We start from the raw sequence: 18,412 nt of genomic DNA, 5'->3' as shown, positions 1-18,412 counted from the left end.
GCACAAACTAAGGACTTGCAAGACTTGATGTTGCAATGCAACATCAAGTCTCCCCAGCCGGCGCCTGCCGGCCACGCACAAGGATGAAGGGGAAATACCATGCTGCTCATGCCAATCAGGTCGGAAACCAGTGCCCCACCTCGGACGGCGAGCAAGTTCACGGCCGCCATCGGGGCGTTGATACGAATCGCGGACCCGCTGATCCTCGTTGGCGGTGCGCTGCTGGCGTACCGCATCCGCTTCGGTACCTGGCACTTGCAGAAGGACTACGTCAGCCTGGTGGTGATCACCACGCTGTTCGGCCTGCTGATCTTCGGGTCCTCCTCCCTCTACCGCAGCTGGCGTGGCCGCGGCCTTGGCGCCGAGCTGATGCACCTGGGGCTATGCTGGCTGCTGATCTGCACCGGGGTTCTGTTCTACACGACCCTGATCCAGATGATCGGCGAACTGTCGCGGCTGTGGCTTGGCGCCTGGTTCGGCCTGAGCCTGGCCGGCGCCGCCTCCATCCGCATCGTGCTGCGCGGCTGCGCCTCGTGGGCCCGTGCACGCGGTATGGACCTGCGTACCGCCGTGATCGTGGGTGGCAACCCGGATGCACAGCGCATCGTCGACACGCTGCATCGCAATCCCTGGATGGGCATCAAGGTTGTCGGCTGGTTTGCCACCAGCGCCGACCGCTGCGCATTGCACGGCATCCGCCCCATGGGCCGGGTGGACCGGCTGGCCACCTTCGTGGAGGCCCGGCACATCGACCAGGTCTGGATTGCCCTGCCCATGCGCGAGCAGGGCCAGATCGCCTACGTGTTGCGGCAACTGGATTTCTCCACCGCGGACATCAAGCTGCTGCCCGACCTGTTCGGCCTGCAGCTGCTGAACCATTCGGTGGAGCAGATCGGCGGCCTTCCGGTGCTGAACCTGCGCTCCAGCCCACTGGATGGCCCGGCCCACCTGATCAAGGCCACCATGGACAAGGTGCTGGCCTCGCTGATCCTGCTAATGATCTCGCCGCTGATGATCGCGATTGCCATCGGCGTGAAGCTCAGTTCGCCCGGACCGGTGTTCTTCCGCCAGCTGCGCCACGGCCTGGGCGGCAAGCCCATCGAGGTGTGGAAGTTCCGCAGCATGCGGGTGCACCAGGAGGAAGACGGCAAGGTCACCCAGGCGCGCAAGAATGATTCGCGCGTGACGCCGTTCGGTGCCTTCCTGCGCCGCACCAGCCTGGACGAACTCCCCCAGTTCATCAACGTGCTGCAGGGCTCGATGTCCATCGTCGGCCCGCGCCCGCACGCCATCGCCCATAACGAGCAGTACAAGACCCTGGTAGACCGCTACATGCAGCGGCACCGGGTCAAGCCCGGCATAACTGGCTGGGCCCAGGTCAACGGCCTGCGCGGGGAAACCGATACCGTCGAGAAGATGGCACGCCGCGTGGAGTACGACCTGTACTACATGCAGAACTGGTCACCCTGGTTCGATCTGCGGATCATCCTGATGACCGTGTTCAAGGGCTTTGTGAACAAGAACGCGTACTGAGCCGACGTCGTTCCGAGTCGTCGTTACAAGGAGTGTCTGATGAAGATTGCTGTTGCCGGCACGGGCTATGTCGGCCTGTCCAACGCTGTCCTGCTTGCGCAGAACCACAGCGTTGTAGCACTGGACATCGATCCAAAGCGCGTTGAACTGATCAACGCCCGCAAGTCGCCAATCGAGGACCGGGAGATCGAGGACTACCTCGCCAATCGTCCGCTCGACCTGAAGGCGACCTTGGACAAGCAGGAGGCATACGCGGGCGCCGAGTTCGTCGTCATTGCTACCCCTACCGATTACGACCCGCAGACCAACTACTTCAACACATCCTCGGTCGAATCTGTGATCCGAGACGTGAAGGAGATCAACCCACAGGCGGTGATGATCATCAAGTCCACCATCCCTGTCGGATACACCAAGCGCGTTCGTCAAGCGCTGGAGACGGAGAACGTCATCTTCTCACCGGAGTTCCTGCGTGAGGGACGCGCGCTTTACGACAACCTCCACCCCAGTCGAATCGTAGTCGGGGAGCGCTCAGAACGCGCGGCACGTTTTGCAGCGTTGCTACAGGAGGGTGCGATCGCGAAAGACGTGCCAGTGCTGTTCACCGACGCAACCGAAGCCGAGGCGATCAAGCTCTTCGCCAATACCTACCTTGCGATGCGCGTGGCGTACTTCAATGAGCTGGATACCTATGCCTGCACACACGGTCTGGACACCCGGCAGATCATCGACGGTGTCTGCCTGGATCCCCGCATCGGGAACCATTACAACAATCCCAGCTTTGGCTATGGCGGATACTGTCTGCCCAAGGACACCAAGCAGCTACTCGCCAACTACAGCGACGTGCCGCAGCACCTGATCCGCGCTATCGTCGATTCCAATCGCACGCGTAAAGACTTCATCGCTGAGCAGGTTATTGCCCGCGCGCCGCGCACAGTTGGCGTATACCGGCTGGTCATGAAAGCGGGTTCGGACAACTTCCGGGCTTCGGCCATCCAAGGGATCATGAAGCGGATCAAGGCCAAGGGGATCGAAGTCATTGTCTATGAGCCAGTGCTGAAGGAGCCCGAGTTCTTCAGGTCACGCGTAGTCAATGATTTGGAGACCTTCAAGAAGCAGGCCGACGTTATCCTGACCAACCGCCTTACCGAAGAGCTGAGGGACGTCGCCGACAAGGCGTATAGCCGCGATCTCTTCGGCAGAGATTGATTTCCGACCTAACATCCGGGATTGCACTTCGATGCTGCTCTTCTTCGCCCTCCTTACCTTTGCCTGCGCGTTCGCGGTCGTGTATCCGTACGTTGTATTCCCGGCCGTTCTTGCACTACTTCCCAAGCGTCCAGTCGAGCGCGGGGCACGGGTCGCCGGCGATGGTGCACGCTTCAGCCTGCTGTTCTGTGCCTACAACGAATCGGCGGCGCTGCCTTCCAAGATCGAAAACCTGAAGGAACTGCGCCGGCGCTATCCCGAACTGGAAGTCCTCGCGTTTGATGATGGATCCACCGATGGGACTGCAGACTTGCTAGCCCGGGATGCACCGTTCGTAAAGCTCGTGCGTGGCGGGGGGCGAAACGGAAAGGCCCACGGGATGAAGTTGCTCGCGGCGGCGGCCAGCGGGGAATTTCTTGTTTTCACAGACGCGAACGTCCTCTTGGATGCCGAGGCCTTGGACAACCTGGCTGCCTGCTACGCAGATCCCAGTGTCGGCGGTGTCTGTGGGGCGCTGCATTACCTGGGCGCGGACGGTTCCTCGACGGCTGCGGTAGGCGGCATGTACTGGAAGCTTGAGGAGAAGATCAAGGACCTGGAATCGGGTACGGGAAGCGTCATGGGCGCAGACGGCTCGATATTTTCCATTCGCCGTAAACTGTATCCGGACTTCCCGGACACGGTGCTGGACGATTTCACCGTCTCGATGGAAGTGGTTTTCCGGGGCTTTCGGCTTATCAAGTCCAACGACGTAGTCGCTTACGAGCGCCTGGTTTCGGCCCGCGCTGACGAGTTCTCTCGGAAGATTCGCATCGCCGCAAGGGCCTTCCACACTCACCTTACGCTTGGAAGCAAGCGCTCCGGAATGACGGCATTTGACAAGTTCAAGTACGGATCCCACAAGACACTGCGCTGGTTTGGCGGCGGATTTCTAATCGTTGGCTTCGCCTCCGCATTGGTGCTCGCCACGCTCATCCATCCCTTCGCGGCGCTTGTACTCGCCCTAACGACCGTCGGAATCGTGTTTACCGGATTCCGCTCTTCTTCCGGCCCGATGTCTTTTGTCACTGAAATCGTGCTAGCCATGGTTGCGACCCTCATTGGCCTGTTCCGCGCACTGCGGGGCCAAACCTTCGCGACGTGGAGTCCGGCGAAGTCCCGATGAAGTTTCTGGTTCCCATTGCTTCCCGGTACGGCGCTATCGCAATCCAGTTCGTCCTGGTAACGCTGGTCGCCCGCCAGCTGGACAGCGAAAGTGCGGGCACGTACTTCTTCATCGCCGGACTTGTTCTCACGCTCTACTTCCTTGCGGGATTCGGCCTCCCCGATGGACTCGTTGCTGCGTATCCACGTGAACTAGGGGCAGGCAGGGCCGGTGCGGCAGCATCCCTGCTGCGGCGCGGCCTTTGCTACTCCTTAGTATCGGCTCTGTGTTTACCCTTCCTGCTTGGGCTTGGAGTTCTTCTTGCCTTTGCCTCGGATACCCTGGCTCTTGCATCGGCAGCCTGGCTCCTCGGCTACTGCCTGATCTTTGTGTCTGCGCAAGCCTTGATTGCAATGGGAAGGGTTCAGTGGGGCTCTTTCGTCTTCTATTCCGCAATCAACTTCGCCTTGTGTGCGACTACCGTCCCCTATCTGCTCTTTTCCCCGCAACCTGATCTGGTCACTACGCTGGCAATCAACGCAGTCGCGGCTGCGAGCGTGGGTGTGGTATCGACCGCCCTCGTACTAGCCTTGGCTCGAAAGCAGTGGAAGAACGCTCCGCGTGCCACCACTCCGATCAGATCGACATGGTTCGACGGTGCGGTCATGGCAGCTGGAAGGGTGATCCAGACCGCAGTGATCTGGATGCCGGTCTGGCTAAGCGGAATCCTGCTTACCGGAACAGACACCGCTCAGATCGGCCTTGCTACGCGTCTGCTCGGTGTCGTCGGCGCGGTACTGGCCGCAGTCCGCTTCTCGATCCGCCCGCAGGTTTCCAAGCTTGCAGCCGAAGGCCAGTGGAAGCGGATCGAGGCGCTTGTACAGCGGATCGCGCTGGCGGCGACTCTTCTGTCGGTCTGTGCACTTGTCATAGCAGCCGTAGGCGGTGAGCCCGTACTAGCCTATGTTTTTGGGGAAGAGTATCGCCCGGCAAACGTGTTGCTCCTGATCCTTCTTGGAGCGTCCATAGCGGAGAGCCTCGGTGGCCCTGTGGACGAGGTTCTAAAGATGACCGGGAAGGCAACCCTCGTACTCCGCTTGCAACTGGCGTGCCTGCTCCTGATGGCGGCCGTGGGCACCGCGCTTGCGTATATCGGCGGCGCAGCCGGAATCTGCGCGGCTTTCACTCTGGCATTCCTAGCGCTTTACGGCGCCCAGATTGCGGTCCTTTACCGCTTCCGGCGGATCGCCGCCCTGCCCTTTCCAAACAGAAGTTTATGACCCAGATCTTGAAGTGGCTCCGCTATTTTGCTCACGTTCCGCCCCGGAAGATCTTGGGCAAGGTGGCGCATGCCGTGAAGTCTAGGGCGATCTCCTGGTTTCCCAGTGTGCTGTTGGCTCCCTGGCCGGTCGCGGATGAATACTTCGACGATGCCGCGTTGGCTGCATTCGCATCGACGTACCGCTGCATGGGCGATCGCTTCCACGACGCCCATCTCCTTGAACAGGGCATCTTCTCGGTAAAGGGCGTCGCAAAGGACTTCGGCTCGATTGAAGCAATCCGCTGGGATAACCCCTTTCCCGACGAGCCGGACAAGCTTCATTGGATGCACGATCTCGCGTTCTTCTCTTTCTCCATACGCCTTGTCGAAGAAAACCCGGTTCGGGGCATCGGTATAATCGCCCGTCTTGTCAACACACTGCAGCGCGCTCATCCTATCGCTGACGGGAAGCTTCATTTTGTCTGGAGCCCGATCGCCCTCGCACTCCGAATCTTGGGCTTGTCTGCTGCAGCTTCCCTCGCCCGTGCTCAAGGCTGCACTGACGTTGCGTCATTCAGGTTGATAGCGGAACACATCGCCTACTGCTCGGCGCTTCTCGATTCGACCGCCGAGCGGTATCTTGGCTACAACCACCACGTCTTCGCTGCGGCCGCGCTCGCAGTCGGTGCTTGTGCGACTGGTAACCAAGACAAGATCCGGAAGTTCGGTAACGAGGCAGCGTCAGCCATCATGCGCCACGTGCTTGATGATGGTTTCTGGTCGGAACGTAGCCCCACGTATCACATTCATATGCTCTTGCTGGCGCAGTGCATTAATGCCATGGACGCGACGAGCGAGGACATTGGAGAGAGCCTTAGGGCGACTATCGCGAAGATGGAAGCTGCCCTTCCGGTAGTAGTGCATGCGGACGGCGAGATAGCCATCTTCAATGACGCCGCGATTGAAGATTCTGTACCGCCAGCCAGTGTGGGATGGCGAGAACCCTCCGACAATCGTTTTAGCGCAATACTACCTCAAGCAGGATATGCGCAGCTGCGCGCAGCCGACACTACGGTGATCTTCGACGCTGGCGTGATGGGGCCGGACGACGTCATCGGTCACGGACATGGAGACTTTCTGTCTGTCGAGGTTTGCTGGAGAGGTACCCGGCTACTCGTCGACCCTGGCGTCGCTTCGATTGTTGGCGGTGAACTGAGGCATCGCACAAGATCGGCGGAATACCACAACGGACCGACCTTTGTCGGCTTAGAGCCGGCAGAGTTCTTTGGCGCTTGGAGAGTAGGCCGCAGAGGCAGGGCTGGCTTTGAGCCACCCAAAATCGTTCACAGCAACGGGGGAGTCTCTGTCAGTGGCTGGTGTGACGGATATAAACACCTTACTGGAGATCAACTCGTAATGCGTGAGGTGCGCTTGAACTCCTCTGGCGCGGTTGAGATAAAGGACACTTGGCCTACGCCAAGCGCATATAGGCGCCGCGTCACGCTTCTGATTCCTGTCGCATGGAGTTTAGAGAACATTTCCGAGAACTCTGCACAGCTAATGCGCAATGGCGAAGTAGTGAATCTACTAGTCGAGAATGCCGTGCTTGGGACCATTTGTCCTCAGCTCTGGTATCCGCGCGGACCGATGAAACCGGAGCACGCCACATGCATCGTAGTTCATCCTAATGACGGATATACGGAAAGCTCCATTCGCTTGGGTTGAATTACTATGAATCTGCGCCGGTCACATACCACTGAGTCAATAATCGCATTATTGCCGCTCTACGTGGCACCAGCTTCGGCACTATTCTCCGACGCCGGCACAGTAGGTGGTGCGTTGATCTCTATCGCAGCCGCAATCTGCGGTATTGCGTTCTTTATGAACCGCCGATCCACTGGGGATATCGTGGCTCTAGGAGCACCATTCCTTCTCTTGGCTCTCTGCTACGTTGTCTCACTCGCATATAAACCTTCCTTCGCCGGGTTCCGCCACCTCGTTGCGGTTATGTCGGTGTTATTTCTATTTTGGTATTATGTGAAGAATGGCTGGGCAATCCGCAAGAATCCTGTTTTCTTATTAGGGGCATTCCTGGCTTCATTCCTGTACTTAGCCCCATCACTTCTTAAGATTAACCAAAAGAACTTTGATGGAGGCATGGCTTTCTACGGTATAGCCATGCTCCTGTTTCTGATACTGGGAAACAAAGCATCCACATCAAAGTCCGCCACCCTCTTTGTTCTGACATTTGGCATCGCATCATCCATCTATGGATACCTAATTAATTTTAGGATGCTTATTGTATTCGGAATTCTGACTTTCGCTCTTTATATATTATTCTCCAGAGCGCGCTCCGTTTCCCGCCATCCTAGGATAGTACTCGCCGCCATAGGCCTGAGCATAGTTGGCTTCATCTTTTTTTACACAAATATCGAGAACTCGCCGCACCTTTCCAGCATTAATGAGTTCCTGATTGAAACCACCAATCGATCCGCCCTGTCGGGACGTCAGATTTTGTGGCCATCGATCATCGCTTCTATTCTTGAGAACCCACTTTTTGGGTTGGGGGCGGGCACACTCCCGTCCGACATTATGACCACGGACCTGAGCTCGCATAACTATTACCTTCAGGTGGCCCTACAGACAGGGATTATTGGTTTGGCGATTGCGATATGGTGCGTGTCTAGAGCGTGGAGGGTGGTTGTGGGGATGGGCGATCAGAGTGCGGCGAACGCTCTTGCGTCGTCGTTGTTGGCTGTTTTCATTGTCCATAATGCAACCGAAGTAATTATGTTTCAGAACGCGCTCAGAGTAGCTATTCCAGCCTGGATCGTTGTATTCATTGCGATGTCGACCACGATGGCCGCCAGAGATCTCAGGCTAAGCGCTCGATCCAGCCCACCACAAAACCCTAGGGCATGATAGAAAGTAACATTATCGGCACCCCGAAAAAGAACTTCATAACATAGTTATCGTATATGTCTAATATTTTGATAATTGCGATGGGATACCCCCCCGTTGCTGGCGGCGTGGAAACTTATTCTGAAGAGGTGGCGCGCGCCTATTTGAGGAAGGGTCTTATTCCTATCGTGATTACGAAGACATTTGGCGAACGAGGGTGGCGTGAGGTTACTTATTCGGAAGGAAGAATACGCCTGTACAATACAGGCCGCGTAAGTCAGCCTGTTGCGTTCGCCAGAATGCTTTGGCAGTGCGCCAACCTGCTATGCAGGCGGTCGTTTGAATTTATCCACGCCACTACTTGGCGTCCGGCATTAGCTGCACTGATGTTTAGCCGACGCACTTCCCTCATATTAACTGTGCATGGACGTGAGGTTCTTAACTATCCATTCTTTCTAAAGCGCCCCATGATCGAAGTCCTGCGAAGGGCGAATGTGGTCGTAACCGTGTCCTCCGCCACAATGGGAATTGCGCGCGCGGCGCTCCACGGCGCAAATCCCAACGGGAAATGGGTTGTTGCGTTTAATGGAATTACCCATCCGACCGAGGCCCGCGCGCATGAGAGGCGATTAGATAACGGCCGCACGACTGTGCGGCTGCTTTCACTCTCACGTCTGGTCCCCCGCAAGAATGTGCAAGGGTGCATTACCGCTTTGGCCGAACTTCGCGCGGAGGGGCTGTCAAATTTTGAGTACTGGATAGGTGGCCGGGGCCCGATGCTCGAAGATCTACGCCAGGCCGTGGCAGATGCCGGCCTCGAGGAGCAGGTCAGGTTCCTAGGTTACGTCGAGGATGCGGATGTCCCTGAGCTGTACAAGTGGTGCGATGTTTTCCTCCACCCGCAAACTCACGTGGGTCAGGGCAATGACTTTGAGGGTTTCGGGCTGGTGATTGCTGATGCCATGTCGTTTGGCTGTGCGGTGCTGGCCGGAGAAGCCGGCGGCCCCAAAGAGTTCGTCAAGGACGGGGTTCGCGGCTTGGTTGTCGATGGCTTGGACTCAGTGGCATTGAAAGCGGCTTTAAGAGAGCTGCTGACCGACCCGCAGCTTCGCCAGAGACTTGGGGCAAGTGCGAGAGATTTCGCGTTGCGGAATCTGTCCTGGGACGAGCATGTCGACAGGATCCTGGATGGGATCCCGATTCAAGCAGGGACCGCCAAGCCCCGAGGATCAGAAGATGTCCGGTAAATCCGAAAGCATAGTTTCCCTGCAGTACCTGCGGGCACTGGCCGCTGCCATGGTCCTTTTCGAGCACACAGGCGACAAGTCCGAGCAGGTTGGGAACCATATACTCGGGTTCTACCACCACGGCTATACCGGTGTTGACGTATTCTTCGTCATCTCCGGCTTTATAATGTCGTTTATCTTCGCAAAGAGCCTGCAGGGCGCCGCTAGTCTCGCTGATTTCTGGCGGCGCCGCTTTGTTCGGATCATGCCGCTCTACTGGGTACTAAGCCTCGTCGCGCTTGGAATCTTCCTTGCCTCCCCCGGTTCCGTTAACTCAAGCGGCGGAGATACCGCTGTGTGGAAGTCCTTCTTCCTGATTCCAGGCGAGGGCGAGCGTTTCCTAATAGCAAATGGCTGGACGCTTAGTTATGAGATGCTTTTCTACGCCGTCTTCTCGCTTTCATTCCTGGCCACCACGAAGGCGCTGGGATTCGCGGCGGCACTGCTGCTCGTCGCGGTCCTCGGCTTCGCCCAAAGCTTGGGGTTCTTCTGGCCCAGCCCAATAGTCGTCGAGTTCTCATATGGCATCGCCGCTTATCTCCTGTATTGGCAGTTCGGCCCTCTCTTATGGTCCCCAGTCCTGATGGCGCTTGGTGCCGCTGGATTGATCTTCCAGGAGGCGCTGGTGCAGACACTCCCCGATGCACGCTTCTTGACGGCTGGCCTGCCGGCGGCGCTACTCGTTTACGGCGCCGTCTCGTACGAAGAGCGCTTGCGGAGGCTCCCGCTCAGGTGGCTCGAGAAACTTGGCGATTCGTCCTATTCGATGTACCTCTTCCATCCTTTCGTACTGAAGGCCGCCGGGATAGTGTTCGCCTATGCAGGTCTTTCGAGACATGGAACCTGGCTGGAAGCCCTTTTTTGGCTGGCTACCGCGGTCGCGGTCTTCGGTGTAAGCCACCTCGTCTACCTGTATCTCGAGATCCCCCTGATCAAGCTCGCGCGAAGGTGGTTCCCCAGCAAGGCGCGCATTGCCAGCCAGACAGCGTGATGCCTGTTTGCGAATGGATTCCAGATATCACCTAGCAGGACACATCAAATGAGCGAATTCCGTTGGGGCATCTTCGGCACAGGCGCCATTTCGATAAAGTTCGCGGCCGCCGTGGCCGCGGCGCCGGGCATGAAGGTTGAGTTCGTGGCTTCCCGAAGCGCGCAAACCGCCAATGACTTTGCGGGCAGGGTTGGCATTCCCAAGGCAATCGAGGGATATGCAGAGGCCGCCCGCCAGGGGGGAGTAGATGCGATCTATATCGCGACCCCCCCCTCCGAGCACCACAAGCACGCGCTTCTATGCATCGCAGCGGGCATCCCGGTGCTCGTAGAGAAGCCGTTTGCTACCAGCCGGGTGGAAGCCATGGAGATGGCCGGCGCGGCACGGGACGCGTCTGTCTTCGCAATGGAGGGAATGTGGACACGGTTTCTTCCTGCTTCTCTCGCATTGAAGGATGCGATTGCATCCGGCCGAATCGGCGTGCCGCATCTGGTGTCGGGAAGTTTCGGAACTTCAAAGGCGGTTGATCCAGCGAGCGGAAGTTTCGATCCGCGCAGGTCGGGAGGCGCGCTGGCCCACCTTGGCGTCTACCCGCTCTCGCTTGCGCAGTGGCTGTTCGGATCGCCGGAATCACTTATGGCCACAGGCCAGCTCGGATCTACGGGTGTCGACGAGGATATCGCGATTCAGCTGCGCTACCCCGGAGGGGTCATTGGTTCGTTCTACACCAGCATACGAGCGTGGGCACCGAATGACTTCCAGGTGATGGGCACGCACGGCATGCTTGGCTTCCATGGACCAATCATTCGGCCTGTTGGACTCTGCGCATGGCAATGCAAACCAATCGGAACGCCCGGCGCCGGATTTGGCCTGAAAGCCCGGATCAAGGAGAGCAGCACGGTTCACCGTGTCGCCCAGGCACTAGGGATAGGCACTCGTCGCTCAGGCAAGGTTTTTCGCCACCGGTATCGTGGCAACGGGTTCATACATGAGATCGAGGAAGTGGTCCGATGTGTCCGGGCCGGACAGGTCGAGAGCGCCACCATGCCGCTCGACGACAGTATTTCGGTTGCGACTTCCGTAGAGCAGGTGCGAAAGATTATTTCCGGATCAGGGACGTCCCCATGAACATTGCTATTGTTGGTTGCGGCTTCGTTTTCGATATCTACATGCGGACGATCCGGGCACATCCCGAACTACATGTGCGTGGTGTGTTCGACATCCGGCCCGAGCGCTCACGCAAGGTCTCCGCGCACTATGGATTCCGCGCTTACGCGAGCTATGAAGAGCTTCTTGGGGATGATCAGGTTCAGATGGTAGTGAATCTGACCAATATCGGCTCCCATTACCAGGTCAGCAAGCTTGCGCTCGAGGCGGGGAAGCACGTCTACTCCGAAAAGCCGATCACCAAGACGGTGCACGAGACAAAGGAACTGTTTGATTTGGCAGAGTCCCGGGGATTGATGTTCTACGCAGCCCCATGCAATGTCTACAGTGACACTGTCCGCACTATCTTCAAGGCAGTGGAGGACGGCCAGATCGGCAAGCCTCTCCTCGTATATGCCGAGCTAGATGACAACCCCATCCACCTGATGGACTTCGAATCGGTCAAGAGCCCCACCGACGCACCGTGGCCCTTGGAGGAGGAGATCTACGAGGGTTGTACCTACGAGCACGTGGGCTACCACCTGGTCTGGATCTGCGCACTGCTCGGCCCAGCTGTGTCGGTCACTGCCTTCTCCAGCGAGCTCATCGAGAACAAGATGGTCGGCTTGCCTCCAAAGGTCGGAACTCCTGACTACTCCGTTGCGTGCCTCGCGTTCGCGAACGGCGCGACGGCACGCATCACGTGCAGCGTCGTCGCCCCCCGCGACCATCGCATGAGGGTCATAGGCGACAGGGGAGAAGTTTCAGCCGACAGCTACAGGCACTACCAGTCGCCCGTGTACTTGGAGAAGTTCACCAAGGGCACACTCAGCGCACGGAAGTTCCACACACTGAGGGCGCACCCAAACCTCGGCCGACTGTTTGGCATCGGCGGGCGTAAGCTGCCTTTGGTCAAGCATTGGAAGTCAGCCGCAGTCGAAGGTGACCACCAGATGCGCACATCCCTGAAGCAGCGCGCCGTCGAGTGGCTCAGGCGCCGGGAGGTCTACGCGCAGGACAAACTGATCGGGATCGCGGAGATGGCGCGCGCCTTGGCCGAGGGGCAGCGGCCGTACCTCTCTCCAGACTTCATGATGCACATCAACGAGCTAACGTTGATGATCCAAGGCGCCGGACCGGATGGCATTGCCGCGAAGCCGAGCACGACTTTTGCTCCACTTGGACCGATTCCCGGAAGTATCCGGCGCTGAGTAACGTCGATCTGACCACCTAAGCAGGTCTGGTGAAAATCAGATTTTCCGGGCCTCAACTATCACCCCCCACAGAGTTATTGGTGCAATTTATGTCGTGCGCAGTGATCTTCGGCGGCACAGGATTTATTGGCTGCTTCTTTGCCGACTTCCTCTTGCGGAGCGGTAAGTTTTCCACGGTCTACCTTTACGACCTGGAGTCCTACATCGATAAGCCCTTCCCATATCGCAAAGAGCTCCTCGGAAAGCACGGCGGGCGGGTTGTTTACATCCAAGGGGATGTGCGCAAGCCGGTTACCTGGCGTCCTTCGGAAGAAGTTGGGCTGATCGCCAACTTCGCGGCCGTCCACCGAGAGCCCGGCCACAAGGACGCGGAGTACTTCGAGACCAACCTCTACGGCGCAGAGAATGTGACCGCTTGGGCTGAGGAGGTGGCCTGCGAAAACATCATCTTTACCTCCTCGATTTCGCCGTACGGCGTCAGTGAGGACGTCAAGAACGAGAAGACCTTGCCTGTACCTGTGACTGCCTACGGCGCGTCGAAACTTGCAGCGGAGAAGATCCACCTTGTCTGGCAGGCAAGAGATCCCTCGATACGCAGGCTGGTCATCGCCAGGCCAGGGGTTGTCTTCGGGCCGGGTGAGGGCGGAAACGTAACCCGTCTCGTGAAGGCCGTTCGCAAGGGTTATTTCTTCTACATGGCCAACCGCACGACCCGCAAGGCTGGCATCTATGTCAAGGAGCTCTGCAATGCGATGTGGTGGGTGCACCAGCTGCAGGTCGGGCAGGGGAAGGGGGTCCTGCTTTTCAATGGCTCGATGAATCCAGGCCCGTCGATCTCCGAGTATGTCGCAGCTGTTTGCGAGGTCGCGGGGATCAGGCGCTTCGTTCCGAACGTCCCGTACCCCCTCCTGCTGGGTGCTTCGTACCTGATCGAAGCATTCGCCCGTCCGTTGGGGATCAACCACCCCTTCAGTCCGGTTCGAATCCGGAAGCTTGTGCGCTCCAACAATATCTTGCCTGGCTTCCTCGCGGAGTCCGGCTACAAGTATCTCTACGATCTCCAGGGCGCCATGCGCGACTGGCGGAATGATTGTCCGCAGGAATGGAGCTAGTGCATCGATCTCCTGCTTTCCAACCATTGGCTTCACATAAGGTGCATTGATGATCCCCGTTATTCTTTCCGGCGGCTCCGGGACCCGCCTGTGGCCACTTTCCCGCGAGGCTTATCCCAAGCAATTCCTGCCGCTTGTCGGCGAGGCCAGCCTGCTTCAGGCCACCTGGCAGCGGATCGCGCCCCTCGCCAGCGGCCCTGCCTTGGTCGTTGCCAATGGGGAGCACCGCTTCATGGTCGCAGAGCAGTTGCGCCAAGCCGGGTGCAAGCCGGGGGCGATTCTGCTTGAGCCCGTGGCGCGCAATACCGCTCCCGCCATCGCAGTGGCTGCCCTCCATGCGACGACCAGTGGTGAGGATCCACTTCTGCTGGTGCTCCCATCCGACCATGTGATCCAGGACGAAGCGGCCTTCCGTGACGCGGTTCGTGTCGCTGCAGACGCTGCCGAAGCGGGTCGACTGGTCACTTTCGGCATCGTTCCGACGGGCGCGGAAACCGGCTATGGCTACATCAAAGCCGCCCCCGGTGATGGCGTACGTCCGGTCGAGCAGTTCGTGGAAAAGCCTGACCTGGAAACGGCCCGCACTTACGTGGCCAAGGGTACCTACTATTGGAACAGCGGCATGTTCCTGTTCAAGGCGTCCCGTTACCTGGCTGAGCTGGAGCGACTGAATCCCGCGATGTTGAGGGCCTGCCGGGGCGCTTTGGAAGGTGCCAGTCACGACGAGGACTTCATACGACTTGAGAAGACTGCCTTCGGCGAATGTCCATCTGACTCGATCGATTATGCAGTCATGGAGAAAACCAGCGCCGCAGCGGTACTGCCGCTGGATGTTGGCTGGAATGACGTTGGCAGCTGGGCTGCGCTGTGGTCGGTCGCCGAGCAAGATGGAGACGGCAACGCCCACCATGGTGATGTAATTGCGCTGGACTGCCGCAACACGCTTGCGTGGGGAGATGGTCGTCTTGTTGCGATGCTGGGCTTGGAGGACATCGTTGTCGTGGACACCGACGATACCGTCCTTGTTGCCCACAGGGATCGCGTCCAGGAAGTGAAGGAAATTGTTGCCCGTCTCAAAAACCAAGGACGTACCGAGGCCTGCCTGCACCGGAAGGTCTACCGTCCGTGGGGCGCATACGACTCCATCGACATGGGCGACCGCCATCAGGTCAAGCGCATCACCGTAAAGCCCGGCGCCGCACTTAGCCTGCAGATGCATCACCACCGCGCAGAGCATTGGATCGTCGTCAGCGGTACGGCCGAAGTTACCTGTGGTGAGAAGGTGCTGCTCCTGACTGAGAACCAGAGCACTTATATACCGCTTGGCGTCACGCATCGCCTCCGGAACCCGGGAAAGCTCCCACTTGAGCTGATCGAGGTCCAGTCCGGCAGTTACCTGGGTGAAGATGACATCGTCCGGTTCGAGGACGTTTACGGACGCAGGTAAGACCCATCAGAACCTAACCAGGGTAGGGAGCACCACCCTTTCGTGGGGGCTCCCGTCTGGGCTGTGGCGCGAGCCTTCAATTCTCTTGCCCACGCCCTGGCCGTAATCCTCTCTGCAACGGAACTACACGGTGAAGGAAGACACCTCTCGGCCGCAAAGCCCTCCTGCTTCCACGCAACGAAATGCTGCCCTTGATGTGCTGAAAGTTGCGCTGGCAGTCATGGTAGTCGGACTTCATGCCCGGCTGCTGGAGGATTTCAGCCCCAAGTTGGGCTATGTGCTGGTCAACGGCATTTTTCGCGTGGCGGTTCCCCTGTTCCTGCTCATCAACGGGTATTACCTTTATGCGGCGCTCCGGGGCGGAAACCTGCGCAAGTGGCTTACGCGCGTGCTCTCCCTCTATGCGTTCTGGATGCTTGTTTATGCCCCCTTCTGGGCGTTGCCGCTGGACGTTTCGCCATTTGGAATCGCCCAAACGGCACAGAAGATGATATTCGGCTACCACCATCTCTGGTACATCGTGGGGATGGCGGGCGGCGGGATCGTGCTCTATGCGACGCGCGGCGCTCCCCTGTATGCGCAGGCGTTGATTTCCCTGGCTTTGTTCCTGGTTGGTGTAGGGGTGCAGTACGCTGGCGCGCTCGATGTCTACGCCGGGACGATTGATCGAATCCTCGACGCAAACTGGTCACATCGCAACGCGCTGTTATTCGCCTATCCCTTCATGTTCCTTGGCATGGCCATCCGGGCCTGCGACGTTGATCGGAACATCGGCGGGAGACAGGTAATCGTCGCCGTGGCAGCCGGATTGGTCTTACTGATCGCCGAATCCCTGCGCAACTTCGAACAAGGCGTTGGATTGTTGGGCTTCGACAATCTCGCCTCTTTGATGCTGTTTTGTCCTGCCGCGTTCATAGCCACGCTCAAGCTTGGTGGCAATTGGGACAGCCGCATCCTGGCCAAGCTTTCTTCCGGAATATTCTTCGTGCATCCGCTGTTCCTGATGGTGCTATCTGCGCACGAGAGCCATGCGGCATTCTTAGGTGCAGTTCTGTTTTCGGCAGCGGCATCCGTGCTGCTTATCAAGCTGAGCAAGAAGCTTTCATTCGTCCTCTGACAGCCCGGCGCCGCACCGGCATGCAGCCCTACCCAGTCGGGGAACCTGAAGAACGTACGTTTCAGTGGCCAGGCAGCCCGGAGGGGCCTCCCTGGCAACATGTGCGCTGATAGCGAGGCTGATCGCGAGACACACTGCGAATGCAGGGAAGGCCTCTTGGCCGCTCGGTATCATCGCGGCGTGGCCACATTAAACTTCCAAATGTTGGAATCAAGGTTGGGACTCGAACCCAGCCGCCGGGTTACAGCATAGGCAGAGCCGTGCTTCCTAAGGAGAAATGAAGGCGGGGGCTCGGGTGTCCACGAGCCCCCGCCGGAGACAAGCAAGCGTCCGGAAATTACACCGGACGATAATCGACGACTCGCCGGACTTAGCGTATGGACCCTCGCACCGGGGTCGACGAGATGGACGAGTAGCAGATCCCTAGTGCAACCGCTCCGAAACACGCACCACACAACACGCCTGCAACGAACATCAGCATGGTAGGTCCCCCCTAGCGACGCGAAGCCCCCTTCGCGGGTCTATCCTCGCAGGTAAAGGCGGTGTGAATAAGTGGTAACGATCACATCTTTCCACTTTTTCCGGTTCACCGGGGCTGGCCGGCCGGACAGGGTGATCCCGATATGAGCGAACCATCGCTCGCTTGGCAGGACTGGCAGCAGGTGCGTCGCCGGGACGGTGATGGTCAAGGCCAAGACCAGTGCCGTGATGGGCACGAAGAGACTTGGGAAGCGCTCATCCCGGAAGGTCCGGATGCTCACTGCGGCGGCGGCGCCCCCGAGTATGAGTCCAGCAAGAACCTCCGACGGGGGATGAGCCCCCAACGGGATACGCGAATACGCGATCAAACCTGCGAGTGCGACGCCCGCGAGCAGTCCCACCAGGCGCCACATCCGATAGGAGGGCGGGGCCAGCAGCATGCCCACCACTGGCCAGACCGCGAAGGAAATCACGGTGTGGCCGCTGAAGCAGGTCAGGTCCCAGGCGCGGATGCCGGTGCCCCAGCCGTAGAAGGCGATCTTGCTGGCGGCGGTGAGCAGGCAGGCGATGGCGATCGCACTCCACCAGATCAGGACCGGGCGCCTGCCGATTGGGGATCGCAGCATCACGGCGATGCCGGCCAATGCGGCCAGGGGGATCAGATAGAGGGCGCTGCCGGGGGCGACGAACCACTGCCAGTTCATCAGTGGGTGCCTCGGCGGATGAGATGACTGCTCGGGATATGCATGTGCCTTTCCATGTGCACCTGCAGCATCGCATGGGCCGGGGTGGTCCGGAAGCTCGGAGGGGCTTACGTTCATCGGGCCGCGCCTCGATACGCGGGCATCCCGCGGCCCCCTGAGCGCCTGGCGGGATTTCCGCTACAATGCGCGACCGCACCCTTGGCCCATGGCCGGGTGCCGGTTCCGGGGGCTTCGCCCTTCGGTGACCGAGGCGGCATGATCCGCCGCCGTTCTGCACAACGCGCCTGTAGCTCAGCCGGATAGAGTAGTGGCTTCCGAAGCCATTGGTCGGGGGTTCGAATCCCTCCAGGCGCGCCAGACCCGAGCCCTCGCCCTTGCGGCGGGGGCTTTTGCTTTTGGGGCCTTCATCGGGCGGCGACGCCCGGGGCGACAGGCTGGTTCCGGTTTTCCTGGAGATCCGGACCATGCGCCTTGCCTTCCTTGCCCTGCCCGCCTGCCTTGTCCTGGCCGGCTGTGCGTCTTCGCCCCTGGCCCAGCATGTCGAGCCGATCGACGGGGTGGTATCGGGGCAGTGCTACGTGGACATGGTCCGCGGCGCGGTGGGCCTGGCGGCTTCGGCGACCACGGTGGAGCGCGCGCGCATCGACAGCGACAGCACCGAGGTGGTGCTGGTGCGGGGCCAAGGCGATCGCGCGGGCAGCGCGACCCTGCCGGAGCCCGGCACCGGGGGCGCGGGTGGGCCGCGGCTGGTGGTGGAGACCGGGGACAACAACGCCATTACGGCGTTGCGGTGTGGTTGAGCGGTAGCTGCGGGCCTGTTTGGAAGCCGCCGGGCCCCGGCTTTCGCGGGATGACGGGGGCGGGAGCTTG

At 59.3% G+C, this 18,412-nt stretch carries 15 protein-coding genes and 1 tRNA gene; 15 read left to right on the top strand and 1 reads right to left on the bottom strand.

Translation table 11 applies throughout. The features are described 5' to 3' along the window. The first annotated feature begins 177 nt into the window (after positions 1 to 177). The 13 genes from EIM47_RS06675 to EIM47_RS06615 all read left to right on the top strand — a co-directional run bounded on the left by EIM47_RS06675 (position 178) and on the right by EIM47_RS06615 (position 16,358). Positions 178 to 1,533 (top strand): undecaprenyl-phosphate glucose phosphotransferase, encoded by a 1,356-nt coding sequence (locus tag EIM47_RS06675; RefSeq protein ID WP_240626180.1) that lies wholly within the window; start codon positions 178 to 180, stop codon positions 1,531 to 1,533. Positions 1,534 to 1,572: 39 nt separating this feature from the next. Continuing rightward, complete coding sequence (locus EIM47_RS06670; protein ID WP_125076477.1) at positions 1,573 to 2,739, top strand: nucleotide sugar dehydrogenase; 1,167 nt, start codon at positions 1,573 to 1,575, stop codon at positions 2,737 to 2,739. 31 nt (positions 2,740 to 2,770) lie between these two features. Further along, positions 2,771 to 3,904 (top strand): glycosyltransferase family 2 protein, encoded by a 1,134-nt coding sequence (locus tag EIM47_RS06665; protein WP_125076476.1) that lies wholly within the window; start codon positions 2,771 to 2,773, stop codon positions 3,902 to 3,904. After that, positions 3,901 to 5,163 (top strand): hypothetical protein, encoded by a 1,263-nt coding sequence (locus EIM47_RS06660; protein ID WP_125076475.1) that lies wholly within the window; start codon positions 3,901 to 3,903, stop codon positions 5,161 to 5,163. The genes EIM47_RS06665 and EIM47_RS06660 overlap by 4 nt, the downstream gene beginning before the upstream one ends. Next, complete coding sequence (locus EIM47_RS06655; protein WP_125076474.1) at positions 5,160 to 6,869, top strand: heparinase II/III-family protein; 1,710 nt, start codon at positions 5,160 to 5,162, stop codon at positions 6,867 to 6,869. The genes EIM47_RS06660 and EIM47_RS06655 overlap by 4 nt, the downstream gene beginning before the upstream one ends. Before the next feature lie 51 nt (positions 6,870 to 6,920). Next, the gene (locus EIM47_RS06650; RefSeq protein ID WP_164514556.1) at positions 6,921 to 8,066 is read left to right on the top strand and encodes an O-antigen ligase family protein; all 1,146 of its coding nucleotides are present in this window, start codon (positions 6,921 to 6,923) and stop codon (positions 8,064 to 8,066) included. Between the two features lie 56 nt (positions 8,067 to 8,122). Then, on the top strand, positions 8,123 to 9,292 hold the full coding sequence (locus EIM47_RS06645; RefSeq protein WP_125076472.1) for a glycosyltransferase family 4 protein: 1,170 nt from the start codon (positions 8,123 to 8,125) through the stop codon (positions 9,290 to 9,292). Further along, the gene (locus EIM47_RS06640; protein WP_164514555.1) at positions 9,282 to 10,322 is read left to right on the top strand and encodes an acyltransferase; all 1,041 of its coding nucleotides are present in this window, start codon (positions 9,282 to 9,284) and stop codon (positions 10,320 to 10,322) included. The genes EIM47_RS06645 and EIM47_RS06640 overlap by 11 nt, the downstream gene beginning before the upstream one ends. 48 nt (positions 10,323 to 10,370) lie before the next feature. Beyond that, positions 10,371 to 11,450 carry a Gfo/Idh/MocA family oxidoreductase gene (locus EIM47_RS06635; RefSeq protein WP_125076470.1) on the top strand — a complete coding sequence of 360 codons (1,080 nt, stop codon included), beginning with the start codon at positions 10,371 to 10,373 and terminating at the stop codon, positions 11,448 to 11,450. Continuing rightward, positions 11,447 to 12,679 (top strand): Gfo/Idh/MocA family oxidoreductase, encoded by a 1,233-nt coding sequence (locus tag EIM47_RS06630; protein ID WP_125076469.1) that lies wholly within the window; start codon positions 11,447 to 11,449, stop codon positions 12,677 to 12,679. The genes EIM47_RS06635 and EIM47_RS06630 overlap by 4 nt, the downstream gene beginning before the upstream one ends. 32 nt (positions 12,680 to 12,711) lie before the next feature. Then, positions 12,712 to 13,794 carry an NAD(P)-dependent oxidoreductase gene (locus tag EIM47_RS06625; protein WP_125076468.1) on the top strand — a complete coding sequence of 361 codons (1,083 nt, stop codon included), beginning with the start codon at positions 12,712 to 12,714 and terminating at the stop codon, positions 13,792 to 13,794. 49 nt (positions 13,795 to 13,843) lie between these two features. Further along, positions 13,844 to 15,241, top strand: coding sequence for a mannose-1-phosphate guanylyltransferase/mannose-6-phosphate isomerase (locus tag EIM47_RS06620; RefSeq protein WP_125076467.1), 1,398 nt, complete (start codon positions 13,844 to 13,846; stop codon positions 15,239 to 15,241). A 130-nt stretch (positions 15,242 to 15,371) separates the two neighbouring features. Further along, positions 15,372 to 16,358 carry an acyltransferase family protein gene (locus EIM47_RS06615; protein ID WP_125076466.1) on the top strand — a complete coding sequence of 329 codons (987 nt, stop codon included), beginning with the start codon at positions 15,372 to 15,374 and terminating at the stop codon, positions 16,356 to 16,358. 521 nt (positions 16,359 to 16,879) lie between these two features. Here the strand turns inward: EIM47_RS06615 and EIM47_RS06610 are convergent. Then, positions 16,880 to 17,542, bottom strand: coding sequence for a phosphatase PAP2 family protein (locus EIM47_RS06610; RefSeq protein ID WP_164514554.1), 663 nt, complete (start codon positions 17,540 to 17,542; stop codon positions 16,880 to 16,882). Between the two features lie 280 nt (positions 17,543 to 17,822). Here EIM47_RS06610 and EIM47_RS06605 point away from each other — a divergent pair. Then, positions 17,823 to 17,899: transfer RNA gene (locus tag EIM47_RS06605), tRNA-Arg, on the top strand. Between the two features lie 107 nt (positions 17,900 to 18,006). Next, the gene (locus tag EIM47_RS06600; protein WP_125076464.1) at positions 18,007 to 18,342 is read left to right on the top strand and encodes a hypothetical protein; all 336 of its coding nucleotides are present in this window, start codon (positions 18,007 to 18,009) and stop codon (positions 18,340 to 18,342) included. Positions 18,343 to 18,412 lie beyond the last annotated feature (70 nt).

The sequence above is a fragment of the Pseudoxanthomonas sp. SGT-18 genome, assembly GCF_003931645.1.
Lineage (GTDB): Bacteria > Pseudomonadota > Gammaproteobacteria > Xanthomonadales > Xanthomonadaceae > Pseudoxanthomonas.
The sequence above is the reverse complement of the archived record's forward strand: the minus strand, read 5'-3'. Positions and strand labels throughout refer to the sequence as shown.

Coding starts and splice junctions, on each gene's coding strand:
- EIM47_RS06670 (WP_125076477.1), top strand. CDS start 1,573: ATGAAGATTGCTGTTGCCGGCACGGGCTATGTCGGCCTGTCCAACGCT.
- EIM47_RS06665 (WP_125076476.1), top strand. CDS start 2,771: ATGCTGCTCTTCTTCGCCCTCCTTACCTTTGCCTGCGCGTTCGCGGTC.
- EIM47_RS06660 (WP_125076475.1), top strand. CDS start 3,901: ATGAAGTTTCTGGTTCCCATTGCTTCCCGGTACGGCGCTATCGCAATC.
- EIM47_RS06655 (WP_125076474.1), top strand. CDS start 5,160: ATGACCCAGATCTTGAAGTGGCTCCGCTATTTTGCTCACGTTCCGCCC.
- EIM47_RS06645 (WP_125076472.1), top strand. CDS start 8,123: ATGTCTAATATTTTGATAATTGCGATGGGATACCCCCCCGTTGCTGGC.
- EIM47_RS06640 (WP_164514555.1), top strand. CDS start 9,282: ATGTCCGGTAAATCCGAAAGCATAGTTTCCCTGCAGTACCTGCGGGCA.
- EIM47_RS06635 (WP_125076470.1), top strand. CDS start 10,371: ATGAGCGAATTCCGTTGGGGCATCTTCGGCACAGGCGCCATTTCGATA.
- EIM47_RS06630 (WP_125076469.1), top strand. CDS start 11,447: ATGAACATTGCTATTGTTGGTTGCGGCTTCGTTTTCGATATCTACATG.
- EIM47_RS06620 (WP_125076467.1), top strand. CDS start 13,844: ATGATCCCCGTTATTCTTTCCGGCGGCTCCGGGACCCGCCTGTGGCCA.
- EIM47_RS06610 (WP_164514554.1), bottom strand. CDS start 17,542: ATGAACTGGCAGTGGTTCGTCGCCCCCGGCAGCGCCCTCTATCTGATC.
- EIM47_RS06600 (WP_125076464.1), top strand. CDS start 18,007: ATGCGCCTTGCCTTCCTTGCCCTGCCCGCCTGCCTTGTCCTGGCCGGC.